At 69.9% G+C, this 12,545-nt stretch carries 11 protein-coding genes; 9 read left to right on the top strand and 2 right to left on the bottom strand.

Going from position 1 to position 12,545, the window contains the following annotated elements; all coding sequences use genetic code 11:
• Positions 1-133: 133 nt before the first annotated feature.
• Positions 134-1,105 (bottom strand): aldo/keto reductase, encoded by a 972-nt coding sequence (locus tag FKV24_RS03475; protein WP_141481273.1) that lies wholly within the window; start codon positions 1,103-1,105, stop codon positions 134-136.
• Positions 1,106-1,445: 340 nt separating this feature from the next.
• On the opposite strand from FKV24_RS03475, the gene FKV24_RS03470 reads away from it, so the two are divergent.
• The 9 genes from FKV24_RS03470 to FKV24_RS03430 all read left to right on the top strand — a co-directional run bounded on the left by FKV24_RS03470 (position 1,446) and on the right by FKV24_RS03430 (position 11,525).
• Positions 1,446-2,048 (top strand): TMEM165/GDT1 family protein, encoded by a 603-nt coding sequence (locus FKV24_RS03470; protein WP_249040898.1) that lies wholly within the window; start codon positions 1,446-1,448, stop codon positions 2,046-2,048.
• 58 nt (positions 2,049-2,106) lie between these two features.
• Complete coding sequence (locus FKV24_RS03465; RefSeq protein ID WP_141481271.1) at positions 2,107-3,243, top strand: GGDEF domain-containing protein; 1,137 nt, start codon at positions 2,107-2,109, stop codon at positions 3,241-3,243.
• A 133-nt stretch (positions 3,244-3,376) separates the two neighbouring features.
• Entirely contained in the window at positions 3,377-4,672 is a 1,296-nt protein-coding gene (locus FKV24_RS03460) for a NupC/NupG family nucleoside CNT transporter (RefSeq protein ID WP_223250153.1), read from the top strand.
• 10 nt (positions 4,673-4,682) lie between these two features.
• Positions 4,683-5,663 (top strand): ribokinase, encoded by a 981-nt coding sequence (locus FKV24_RS03455; protein WP_111268159.1) that lies wholly within the window; start codon positions 4,683-4,685, stop codon positions 5,661-5,663.
• A 114-nt stretch (positions 5,664-5,777) separates the two neighbouring features.
• Positions 5,778-6,116 (top strand): YegP family protein, encoded by a 339-nt coding sequence (locus FKV24_RS03450; protein ID WP_111267325.1) that lies wholly within the window; start codon positions 5,778-5,780, stop codon positions 6,114-6,116.
• A gap of 515 nt (positions 6,117-6,631) precedes the next feature.
• Positions 6,632-8,770 carry a TonB-dependent receptor gene (locus FKV24_RS03445; protein ID WP_141481269.1) on the top strand — a complete coding sequence of 713 codons (2,139 nt, stop codon included), beginning with the start codon at positions 6,632-6,634 and terminating at the stop codon, positions 8,768-8,770.
• A gap of 46 nt (positions 8,771-8,816) precedes the next feature.
• Positions 8,817-9,881 (top strand): PepSY-associated TM helix domain-containing protein, encoded by a 1,065-nt coding sequence (locus FKV24_RS03440; protein WP_141481267.1) that lies wholly within the window; start codon positions 8,817-8,819, stop codon positions 9,879-9,881.
• An 88-nt stretch (positions 9,882-9,969) separates the two neighbouring features.
• A complete protein-coding gene (dusB, locus tag FKV24_RS03435; protein ID WP_141481265.1) occupies positions 9,970-10,998 on the top strand; it encodes a tRNA dihydrouridine synthase DusB in 1,029 nt (342 codons plus the stop codon).
• Positions 10,999-11,210: 212 nt separating this feature from the next.
• Positions 11,211-11,525 carry a hypothetical protein gene (locus FKV24_RS03430; RefSeq protein ID WP_141481264.1) on the top strand — a complete coding sequence of 105 codons (315 nt, stop codon included), beginning with the start codon at positions 11,211-11,213 and terminating at the stop codon, positions 11,523-11,525.
• A gap of 92 nt (positions 11,526-11,617) precedes the next feature.
• Here the strand turns inward: FKV24_RS03430 and FKV24_RS03425 are convergent.
• On the bottom strand, positions 11,618-12,545 hold a 928-nt coding region (locus FKV24_RS03425; RefSeq protein WP_141481262.1), incomplete at its 5' end, for a metal-dependent hydrolase.

Genomic DNA, 12,545 nt, shown 5'->3' with positions numbered 1-12,545 from the left:
TCGCGGCTCACGCCGCTCCTACAAGAAGGGCCATCACTCCTGTAGGAGCTGCGTAAGCTGCGACCGGGCCTTCCCATGAAAGCTTCATCGCGGCTCCTACGCGAACAGGTCCCGGGGCGAGAGGCCCCCGGCGTTACGCCACCGCCGCCTTGACCCGCTGCCAGCCGGCCTCGCCGATCCGCTCCAGCACCTCCAGCGCCTGCAGGTTCTGTTGCAGCTGCTCGACGTGCGAGGCGCCGAGGATCACGCTGGAGACGTGCGGGTTGCGCAGGCACCAGGCGATCGCCAGCGCGGCCGGCGCCTCGTCGAGTTCGGTGGCGACGCGGGTGAAGCGGCGCACCCGTTGCAGACGCGCCTCGCCGCTGTCGCCCAGCAGGTGCTCGCGCAGCCAACCCATCGTGTCGTGGCCGAGCCGGGTGTCCTCGGGTACGCCCTGGTTGTACTTGCCGGTCAGCAGGCCCGACGCCAGCGGCGACCACACCGTGGTCCCCATCCCGTACTCGGCGTACAGCGGCGCGTATTCGAGCTCGACCCGCTCGCGGTGCAGCAGGTTGTACTGTGGCTGCTCCATCGCCGGCGCCTGCAGGTGATTCGCGCGTGCGTGCTTGTGCGCCTCGCGGATCTGCGCGGCCGACCACTCCGAGGTGCCCCAGTACATCACCTTGCCCTGGCGGACCAGCGCGTCCATTGCCTGCACGGTTTCCAGGATCGGCGTGTCCGGATCGGGACGATGGCAGAAGAACAGGTCGAGGTAGTCGACCCGCAGACGCCTCAGCGCGGCGCTGCAGGCGTCGTTCAGATGCTTGCGCGACAACCCGCGCTGGGTCGGCGCCGGGTCGGAGACGCTGCCGAAGAAGGCCTTGCTCGACACGCAATAGCCATCGCGCGGCAGGCGCAGGTCGGCGATCACGTCGCCCATCACCCGTTCGGCCTCGCCGTGCGCGTAGTTCTCGGCGTTGTCGAAGAAGTTGACCCCATGGTCCCAGGCGCAGGCGACCAGGTTGCGTGCCTGCGAGCGCCCGATCTGTGCGCCGAAGGTGACCCAGGCGCCGAACGACAGCGCGGACAGCTGAAGGCCCGAGGATCCGAGGCGGCGGTACTGCATTGAGAGCTCCCATGGCGGCAGGGTGGCGGACGAGGACGACGCCACCGGCGGTGCGCGCCGACACTGAACGGGTCCGGCTATGCCCCAGTGTATCGGGCGGACGCTCCCGGCGGACTCGGTTACAATCCCCGCGCTCTTCCTCCGGGGAGTAGCCCACCGGCACCGCGAGGTCGCCGGGGCATCGCGTCAACACACTTGGCCGGCAGGCCATGGCGCATGCAGTCCCGTGGCCCTGCGCCGCGACGACCGGGCAAGACCGAAGGCAGGCGTTGCGCGTACCCGGGCCGGGCCGCGTGGCGTCGGCCTTCGCGCCTTGCGAATGCCCGGCCCCGGAGTCGAAATGGACGCAATGCCCTTTCTTTCATCCCCAGGTTCCACCACGCTGCTGTCGACCGGTACGGTCGCACTCGCCGAGATAGGCGACAAGACCCAGTTGCTCGCGTTGATGCTGGCCGCGCGCTTCCGGCGACCGTGGCCGATCGTCGCCGGCATCCTGGTTGCGACCCTGCTCAACCATGCCCTGGCCGGCTGGATCGGCACCCTCGCCGCGTCCTGGTTGCGTCCGGACATCCTGCAGTGGATCGTCGCCGCCAGCTTCTTCGCCGTCGCGCTGTGGACGCTCAAACCAGACAAGCTCGACGACGGCGAGTCCCTCCCCGCCCGCGGCGCCTTCATCGCCACCACGATCGCCTTCTTCATCGCCGAGATCGGCGACAAGACCCAGTTGGCCACGGTGCTGCTCGCGGCCCGCTACTCGCCGCTGTGGGAGGTGGTGCTGGGCACCACCCTGGGCATGCTGGCGGCCAACGTGCCGGTGGTCGTGCTGGGCAGCCGCTTCGCCGCGCGTCTGCCGCTGAGGGCGGCCCGGCTGACCGCGGCGACGGTGTTCATGGCGCTGGCGGCATGGGCGCTGTGGAGCGCGCTGTCGGCGCCGACACCCTGAGCGCGCCACCGCGCTATCCTGCGCCGGTCGGCCTGGATCGGGTCAGCGGGGAGCAGGCGTGCTCGCAACGGACAATGGGTTGAAGGCCATCGTCTCGTCGCTGCTGTCGCGGCCGGACGAGATCATGCTCGAGATCGGCGCCAGCGGCGAGCTGGCGGTGGCGCGACTGCGCGCGGTGATCGCCGGCATCCTGCTGTTGCTGCCGCTGGCCAACATGCTGGGCGGCGGCAGCATCGACGAGAACCTGATCGGCCTCGCCGGCGCGGTCATCGTCAACGTCATCTCCCAGGTCTGGCTGGCGCTAGCGCGCCGGCGCCGCCATTTCCGCTGGCTGCCGTTCGTGACCACGGTGTTCGATGTCAGCCTGACCACCCTGGTGCTGGTGCTGCTGGCCTCCTACCACCTGCCGGCGGCACTCAACAGCCTGATCGTCTGGTGCGGCTACCTGCTGGCGATCCTGCTGACCGCGCTGCGCAGCGACGGCCGGGTCACCCTGCTTGCCGGCGCCATGGCGCTGGCCCAGTACGGGCTGCTGATCCTGGCGGTGTTCTCGATCGCCCAGTCGCCGGAGGAGCTGATTTCCACCGACTACGGCACGGTCACCAGCGCCAGCCAGTGGCAGCGGCTGATCCTGCTGGCGATCGCCACCCTGATCACCACGATGGTGGTCTACCGGATGCAGCAGCTGGTGCAGATGTCCGGCACCGACGGCCTGACCGGCCTGCCCAACCGCACCTGGCTGATCCACCGGATGCCGCGACTGTTCGAGGCCGCCGACATCGACAGCAGCAGCCTGACCGTGGCGCTGATCAACCTCGACCACTTCCGCCGGCTCAACGACGAGATGGGCCACGGCGGCGCCGACCGCGCGCTGCAGGACCTGGTCGGGCTGCTCAACGGGCTGGTCGATTCCGGCGAATGGCTGGCGCGGGTCCGTGGCGACGAGTTCGTGCTGATCCTGCGCAAGCCGATCGGCACCGCCTGGGAACGGGTCGACGCGCTGCGCCGGATCGTCGCCGATCACAGCTTCGAGCCCGACCGCAGCAGCGAGCCGATACGCATGTACTTCAGCGCCGGCCTGGCCTGCTACCCCAACGACGGCCGCAGCCTGTCGGCCCTGCTGCGCCGCGCCGACCGCCGCCTGCAGGTGGCCAAGCGCAGCGGCCGCAACCGGGTCGTGCTGCGCGAGGAGTGAGAGCTCCGGGCCCGGCCCCGGCCTCGCCCACCGCCCCTGCGACCGCCCGCCGGGCGCGTTCTTCGAGCCCCTGCAACCTGCTAGTCTGCATCCTCGTTTGGACAGGCCATGGGTGGCCGCAGGGGAGAATCGAGTGGAAATATTGACCCGGATCGGGTTCGGCCTGTTCGGCCTGGCCGTGTTGCTCGCCATTGCCTGGATATTCTCGACCAACCGCAAGGCGATCAACTGGCGGCTGATCGGACTGGGCCTAGGATTGCAGCTGCTGATCGCCGGGTTCGTATTGCTGACGCCGTGGGGCGCGAGCGTGTTCGACGCGCTGTCCAGCGGCTTCGTCAGACTGCTGGGGTTCACCACCGAGGGCGCCCGCTTCATCTTCGGCGACTTCACCGATCCGGATAAGTTCGGCTTCGTGTTCGCGTTCCAGGTGCTGCCGACGATCATCTTCTTCGCCAGCTTCATGAGCGTGCTCTACCACCTGGGGGTCATGCAGAAGATCGTGCAGGGCATGGCCTGGGTGATCACCAAGATGATGCCGGTCTCCGGCGCGGAAACCCTGTCGGTCTGCGCCAACGCCTTCATCGGCCAGACCGAGTCGCCGCTGGTGGTCAAGCCCTACATCTCGAAGATGACCGAATCCGAGCTGCTGACCCTGATGGTCGGCGGCATGGCGACGATCGCCGGCGGCGTGCTCGGCGCCTACGTGATGCTGCTGGGCGGCGGCGACGCCACCCTGCAGGCGTTCTATGCCAAGCACCTGATCACCGCTAGCATCATGGCCGCGCCGGCGACCCTGGTGATCTCCAAGATGCTGGTGCCCGAGACCGCGACCCCGCTGACCCTGGGCACGGTGCAGATAGGCGTCGAGAAGACCACCACCAACGTGATCGACGCCGCCGCCGCCGGCGCTTCCGACGGCCTCAAGCTGGCGCTGAACGTCGGCGCGATGCTGCTGGCCTTCATCGCCCTGATCGCCCTGCTCAACGCCCCGCTGCAGTGGCTGGGCGAGGTCACCGGTCTGCAGGACTGGCTGGGCCGCCCGACCGACCTGGCGACCCTGCTCGGCTATGTGCTGTCGCCGCTGGCCTGGGCGATCGGCGTGCCGTGGCAGGACGCCCCGACCATCGGCGGCCTGATCGGGACCAAGGTCGTGCTCAATGAATTCGTCGCCTACGTGCAACTGGGCGAGATCGTGCGCGGCAACGTCGAGGGCGTGACCCTGACCGATCAGGGCCGGCTGATCGCGACCTACGCGCTGTGCGGCTTCGCCAACTTCAGCTCGATCGCGATCCAGATCGGCGGCATCGGCGGTATCGCCCCGGAACGTCGCCACGACCTGGCCCGGTTCGGTCTGCGCGCGGTGCTGGGCGGCTCGATCGCCACCCTGATGACCGCGACCATCGCCGGCGTGCTGACCCATTTCGCCTGAGGTGAGCATGATGGCGAAGCGCGTGATCGTGGTCGGTTCCTTCAATGTCGACCACGTGTGGTCGGTGGCCCGCCTGCCGCGGCCGGGCGAGACCCTCGCCGGCGAATACGGCAGCGGACCGGGCGGCAAGGGCTTCAACCAGGCCGTCGCCGCGGCCCGCTCCGGTGCCGCGGTGCGCTTTGCCTGTGCGCTGGGCGACGACGCCGGCGGGCAGCTGGCGCGCGCCCTGGCCGCGGACGACGGCATCGCCCTGCACGTCCTGGCCAGCGATGCGCCTACCGGTACCGCCGGCATCTACGTCGACCGCGACGGCCGCAACTCGATCGTGATCGGTCCCGGCGCCAATGCGGCGCTGTCGGCCGACCATGTGCGCGAGCTCGGGGCGGACCTGGCCGATGCGGGGACCGGCGTGGTGCTGGCGCAGCTGGAAACGCCGGCCGAGGCCATCGCCACCGCGTTCGCGCTGGCCCGCGAGCACGGTGTCGCCACCCTGCTCAACCCGGCCCCGGCCGACGCCGAGGTGACGCCCGGGCTGTGGGCGTTGACCGACCTGACCACGCCCAACGAAACCGAGTTCTGCACCCAGTTGCAACGGCTTGGCCACGATGCCGATCCCGACACCCTCGCCGGCCTCGCCGACGACGACCTGCACGCGCTGTGCCGGCGCCTGCTGCCGCACGGCACCGTCGTGATCACCCTCGGCGCGGCCGGCTGCTTCGTCTCGCACGCCTCCGGACACCTGCGCGGAGACGGCGCGGCCTGCTATCGCCAGCCGGCACCCCGGGTCGAGGCGATCGACACCATCGGCGCCGGCGACGCCTTCAACGGCGCCCTGGCCGCGTCGCTGGCCCGGGCCGGCGAGAAGCCGTTCGCCGAACACATCGCGCATGCGGTCCGCTACGCAGCGCTGTCGACCGAACGCCGCGGCGCGGCGCTGGCGATGCCGCGGGCCGCGGATGTCGCCGCACGCTTCGATACCGGCGCATCCTGAACAGCCGTCGACACCGGCTTATCGCGGCCATGACGCCGCGATAACAAGTCCTGCCCTAGCCTCCGGGTGCAAATCTCAAATTTGAGACTTGCATCACAAATTTGGAGCGCAGGCATGGCCGGTCGATTCGAGATCACGACCCGCAGCACTGGCGAGTTCCAGTTCAACCTGCTCGCGGGCAATGGACAGGTGATCCTCAGCAGCGAGGGTTACACCGCCAAGGCGGCGTGCCGGAACGGCATCGACTTGGTCAAGCGCTACAGCGAGCACGACGAGTTCTTCGAGCGCCTGACCACCAGCGACGGCCGACCCTACTTCAACCTCAGGGCCGGCAACGGCGAGGTGATCGGGCACAGCCAGCCCTACAGCAGCCCGACCGCGCGCAACAACGGCATCGATGCGGTGATGGTCAACGCGCCCAGCGCGCGGGTGGTCGACAAGACGCTCTCTTGAGCACCGAGGGCTGTCCGGTTTTCGTAGGAGCGTCGTAAGCCTGCTATTCCCGGGCTGCGCCCGGGAGTCCCCAAAGTTTGCTTCGCAAACCCTGGGCCCCGCCGTTGCGCTTCCACCCCCCCCATTCACGCCGATGGCACGAATCGCCCCCTGACTCAGGGGGTTGGGTCCATGCGTTCATGCCGTAGGAGCGGCGTGAGCCGCGATGGAGCTTTCATGGGAAGGCGCTCGCGGCTTACGCCGCTCCTACGGGAGTCCGGGGCGTGTCGGCCTTGGGCCGAGGCCGTCGGGTTGGGACGGGAGCCCGACCCACGTTTTGGAATTCGATGGCCCCTGTAGGAGCGGCGTGAGCCGCGATCCCCGGGCCGCGCCCGGGAGTCCCCGAAGCATGCCAGGCGAACCCCGGGCGCCTTCATTGCGACGGCCCGATCCCATGTAGGCAGGTCCCGGCCGCCGTTTAAATTGAGAATCGTTCGCACTACCATACGCACCCCATTCGCGTATTGGATGTGCCGATGCACCGCCCCTCCGTCCTGGCCTGCGCCCTGTTGGCCGCCCTCCCGGTTTCCCATGCGTTCGCCCAGGACGGCGGCGATTACGAAAGCGCCGGAAGCGCGACCGAGCTGGACCGGATTACCGTGTCCGCCAGCACCAGCCGCATCCCGGACTCTGAAGCGGCGCTGCCGAACACCATCACCATCATCGATCGCGAACAACTGCAGCAGCAGTTGGCGATCACCCAGGACATCACCCAGGTGCTGGCCAGCCTGGTGCCGTCGTTCACCCCGGCACGGCAGAAGATGACCAATGCCGGCGAGTCGCTGCGCGGGCGCAAGCCGCTGTACCTGGTCGACGGCGTGCCGCAGTCCACGCCGCTGCGTGCCGGCGGCCGCGACGGCCACACCATCGACGCGGCGATGATCGAGCGCATCGAGGTCATCCACGGCGCCAACGCACTGCAGGGCCTGGGCGCCTCCGGCGGCATCATCAACATCATCACCAAGCGCGCGCCGCGCGAGAACGGCGCGAGCTTCCACGATGTCGCCGTCGCCGCCAGCAGCGCGCTGCCGCACGAGAGCGACAGCACCGGCTACCGCGCGTCCTACCTGTTCGGCACCCGCAAGGGTGCGTTCGACTTCGTCGGCGGCGCTTCCCATGCCCGCGAGGGCCTGTACTACGACGGCGAAGGCGACGCGCTGGCGGTCGACGCGGTGCAGGGCGACCTGATGGACTCCCAGAGCCTGAACCTGTTCGCCAAGGGCGGCTGGAGCATCGACGAGGCGCGTCGCCTGCAACTGAGCATCAACCGTTTCGAGATCGAGGGCGATGGCGACTACCTGACCGTGCCCGGCGACGTCGCCGCCGGCATTCCGGCGACCTCGACCCGGGGCCACCCGCCGATGCGGGCGCCGCGCAACCTGATGACCCAGGCCTCCCTGGACTACACCGACCGTGACCTCGCCGGCGGCCATTTCCAGGCCCAGTTCTACTGGGCCGACTTCGCCGGACGCTACGGCTCGTCGCTGTGGCGCAACTTCCTGGGACCGGGCAGCGACGACCTGACCACCCAGTCGGAGAACGTGTCGAAGAAGATCGGCAGCAAGCTCACCTGGTCGCGCGACAACATCGGCGACCTGCCGCTGCGCCTGACCCTGGGCCTGGACGCTTCGCGCGACACGACCTCGCAGCGACTCCATGGCGAGGACGGCAGCCGCTGGTACTGGGTGCCTGAAACCGAATACTCCGCGATCTCGCCTCTGCTGCAGGCCGAGTACCGGATCGGCTCCGTCCTGCTGAGCGGCGGCCTGCGCCATGAGCGCGGTCGGCTCGAGGTCGACGACTTCACCACCCTGCCGCGCTATGGCAGCCAGCGCGTCGTGGGCGGCTCGCCGAAGACCAGCGAGACCCTGCCCAACTTCGGTGTGGTGTGGGAGGCCACCGGTGCGTTGAAGCTGTACGCGTCCTACTCCGAAGGCTACACCGTCGCCGACATCGGCCGGGTGCTGCGCGCGATCGACCTGCCCGGCCAGCGCGTCGACAATCTGGTCGACCTGCAGCCGGTGGTTTCCGACAATCGCGAGATCGGCCTGGACTACGACGACGGCCGCTGGGTCGCGCACCTGGCCGGGTACTGGTCCGATTCCGACCTCGGCTCGCGGCTGGACTTCGACCCTGCGACCGGCGCCTACAACGTCGCCCGCGAGCGCACCGAGATCCGTGGCATCGAGGGCAATGTCGCGTTCCGCTTCTCCGAGGCCGGCCGCATCGGCCTCGCCTATGCCCGCACCGAGGGCCGCTACGACAGCGACGGCGACGACCGTGTCGACAGCGACATCCCGGGCGTCAACATCAGCCCGGACCGGGTCACCGCCTTCTGGACCCAGCGCTGGCTGCCGCGCTTCGATACCCGTCTGCAGGCCAGCCATGCCTTCGATCGCGACTTCAACGGTTCCGGCGAGGACTTTGAGGGCTACACCACGGTCGATCTGATCGGCCGCGTCGGCCTGCCGACCGGCACGCTCAACATCGGCATCGAGAACCTGCTCGGCGAGCAGTACATGACCTACTACTCGCAGGTCCGCCCGCCGCGCGACGACGGCTACGTCGCCGGTCGCGGCCGGGTGCTCACGGTGGGCTGGTCGCACCGGTTCTGAGCGCGCACGCTCGGCGCTGGCGTCCCGGCACTGCGATGATCGGCGGATGAACCGCCCCCGCACCTCCCGTCCACGCCGCCTGCGGGCGGCGCTGGCCTGGCTGCACCTGTGGTTCGGGCTGGTGCTGGGCAGCGTGTTCGCCTTGGTCGCACTGGCCGGGACGGTACTGGTGTTCCATGTCGAACTGCTGCGCCTGCAGTACCCGCACCTGACCCGCCACGAAGCGGTCGCGCGGGCACCGGTGCTGGAACGGATCGTCGACCAATGGGGGCCGCGGGGCCTGCGCTCGCTGGACCTGCCGCGCGAGGCGTTGCCGGTCTGGCAGGGCTACTTCGCCGACGGTCGTCGCGGCTACTTCTCGCCGACCGACGGCAGCCTGCTGCTGACCCGCAGCCATCGAGACGACTGGTTGCTGTGGCTGCACGAGCTGCACGTCGAACTGCTCGCCGGCAAGGTCGGCAAGGAGGTGCTCGGCATCGTCGGCTGGGTCGCGCTCGGGCTGCTGCTCAGCGGCCTGTACCTGTGGTGGCCCAGGCGCAGCCAGTGGCGCGCGCACCTGCGCTTCCACGCCGGCCCACCGACCCGGCGCTGGCTGAGCTGGCACCGCAGCAGCGGCGCGATCATCCTGCCGCTGGTCCTGCTGGTCACCCTGACCGGAGTCGGGATGATCTACTCCAACGGCTTCCGGACGGCGCTGACCGCGCTGTTCGGCGGCGCCACCCACACCGCGCCCACGACCGACCCGGCCAGCTCGCCTCCGCAGTGGCAAGCGGTGCTGTCGCAGGCGCTCGCCGCGCTGCCGGGCGCGCGGGTCAACCGGGTATCGGTGCCCAGGGAAGGCGGCCCGGTCGCATTCCGTGCCCGTGCCGCCGGCGAGTGGCACCCGGTCGGACGCAGCACCATTCACCTCGCCGGCGACGGCACGGTCCTGCAGGTCGTCGACGCCAGTGCCGACCCCGCCGGCACCCGTATCCACCAGGCCATCTACCCGCTGCACATCGGCGCGGTCGGCGGCACCGCGATGCGCTGGCTGACCGCGCTGGCCGGTCTGATGCCGGCCTTCCTGCTGATCACCGGCTTCCTGCTCTGGCGCGCGCGCAAGCGCGGCTGAGGGCGGACCCCAGGCACTCGTAGGAGCGGCGTGAGCCGCGATGCAGACCGCACCAGGACGGGCCGGCATCGCGGGTAGAATGCCCGCCATGTCGACCGGAAGCTTCCAGATCGGCGGCCACGTCATCGCCCCGCGGGTCATCCTCGCGCCGATGGCCGGCGTCACCGACAAGCCGTTCCGGGTGCTGTGCAAGCGCCTGGGCGCCGGGCTGTGCGTGTCGGAGATGACCACCTCCGATCCGCGCTTCTGGAACACCGCCAAATCGCGCCACCGGATGGACCACGACGGCGAGCCGGACCCGATCAGCGTGCAGATCGCCGGCACCGTGCCGGAGGTGATGGCCGAGGCCGCGCGCCACAACGTCGATCATGGCGCCCAGATCATCGACATCAACATGGGCTGCCCGGCGAAGAAGGTCTGCAATGCCTGGGCCGGCTCGGCGCTGATGCGCGACGAGACGCTGGTCGCGCGCATCCTCGCCGCGGTGGTCGCCGCGGTCGAGGTGCCGGTCACGCTGAAGATCCGCACCGGCTGGGCCGCCGACCAGAAGAACGCGCTGGCGATCGCGCGCATCGCGCAGGACTGCGGCATCGCCGCGCTGGCGGTGCACGGGCGCACCCGCGACCAGCAGTACACCGGCGTCGCCGAGTACGACACCATCGCCGAGGTCAAGGCGGCGCTGTCGATTCCGGTGTTCGCCAACGGCGACATCGATTCGCCGCACAAGGCCGCGCAGGTGCTGCGCCACACCGGTTGCGACGCGGTGCTGGTCGGCCGTGCGGCCCAGGGCCGGCCGTGGATCTTCCGCGAGATCGCCCACTACCTCGCGACCGGCGAACGGCTCGCGCCGCCGTCGCTGGCCGAGGTGCGCGACATCCTGCTCGACCACCTGCGCGCCCTGCACGCGTTCTACGGCGAGACCTCCGGCGTGCGCATCGCCCGCAAGCACCTGGGCTGGTACGCGAAGGACCGGCCCGAACACACCGACGAGCAGCGGGCCGGATTCCGCGCGGTGGTCAACCGCGCCGAGAGCGCCGAGGCGCAGCTGAGCCTGACCCGCGACTACTTCGACGCGCTGGTCGCCGGGGTGCCGCCGCGCCTGCCCGTCGCGGCCTGAATCGCCGCCGCGGCGGTCGGGTTGCAACCGCCCGTCGGCCAAAGCCGACACGATTCGAAAACTGCTTCGCGATCCGCGTGACTGAAGTCAGGGGGGCGTATGGCCGATGTGCGCGGACGCGGCGGGGTGTTCAATGAAGTCGCCGGGACGCCCCTACCGGCAACATCCCGTTGCCGCGTCCCGGTCGGACCTGGTCCGGTCAGGAGGCCCCCATGAAAGTGCAGATCGCAACACTCGTGCTCGCCACGGCAGCCGCACTACCCGCCTGGGCAGGCAACGACCCCATCACCGAACTGTCAGGCATCACCGGCCTGAGCGAACGCAAGGTGCAGATGGTGCTCGGCAACCGCACCGCCTATGCCGAGTATCGCTACACCTACGACCGCAGCGTCAGGGCGTTCACCCGCGCCGTCGGCGAGGAGAACTTCCACCGTCTGCTCAACGGCGAGGAAATCGCCCTGCGCGACGCGCAAGGGCGCGAGGTGGTCATCCAGATCCACCGCGACGTCCCCTCCGCCGCGCTGTAACCGCCACCACGCCGGGAGGGGGGAGCCGGCGTCCGTCAACAGCCTCCGGGCACGGCACGCCGTGCCCGGCTCGCATTCGCCGCCCGTCGCGCTCAGCCGCCCGGCGTCGCGGTCGCCGTCACGCCGGCCGCCACCGGCTCGGCCGTGGGCTCCGGCGAATGCCATATCCGTTGCCAGAGCCCCGCCAGGCGGCGGCTGGCTTGCCACGGCCACTCCAGCTGCCGCGGCGGAATTTCCCGCCACTGCGCACCGTCGCGTTCGGCCACCGCGAAGCGGAAGCTGTAATCGGGCTCGGCGCCCATGCGCAGGTCCGACAGCACCAGTTCCCCGTCGCGCTGCTCGGCCTTCATGAAGCCGCGGTTGAACCAGTCCAGCCGGCGCACGCTCGGGTAGTCGGCCACCTGCATCCACGCGCGCATGTCCGAACGATAGCGGCGGAACTGCATCGGACCGCGATCGGCGACCAGCGAGCGCTCGCCTTCGACGAAGCCATCGGGCGTGATCGCGACCACCCGCCACAGCAGGATGTTGAACGGCATCGGCACCGAGAAACGCGGCGCCTCGGCCAGGCCGGCATCGGCCAGCGCCCGTCCGGCCTCGCGCTCGACCATCGCCTTCGCCCCCAGCGAAGCGGCCAGGTACGATGTGCTCAGCGCCAGGCCGAGCACCAGCGCCCGTCCGCCGAGGCGGCGTTCGCGTGCGAACCAGGCGATCGCGCAGGCCAGCAGCAGCCACACGGTATAGAGCGGGTCGATGATGAACACGCTCGACCACATCGCCGGCCGCACCGGCAGCGGCCACAGCAGTTGGGTGCCGTAAACGGTGAACGCGTCCAGCAGCGGATGCGTGCACAAGGCCAGCTGGATCGCCCAGAACCAGCGCCGCGGCGCGGCGGCGACCCGGCCACCGCGGCGCCGGCACCCTTCCCAGATCATCCAGGCGACGAACGGCAGCACCAGCAGGGAATGGCTGATGCCCCGGTGCCAGGTCATCCGCTGCACCGGGTCGTCGGTCAGCAGG

The organism is Marilutibacter maris (genome assembly GCF_006546735.2).
In the GTDB taxonomy this organism is placed as follows: Bacteria; Pseudomonadota; Gammaproteobacteria; order Xanthomonadales; family Xanthomonadaceae; genus Marilutibacter; species Marilutibacter maris.
The sequence above is the reverse complement of the archived record's forward strand: the minus strand, read 5'-3'. Positions and strand labels throughout refer to the sequence as shown.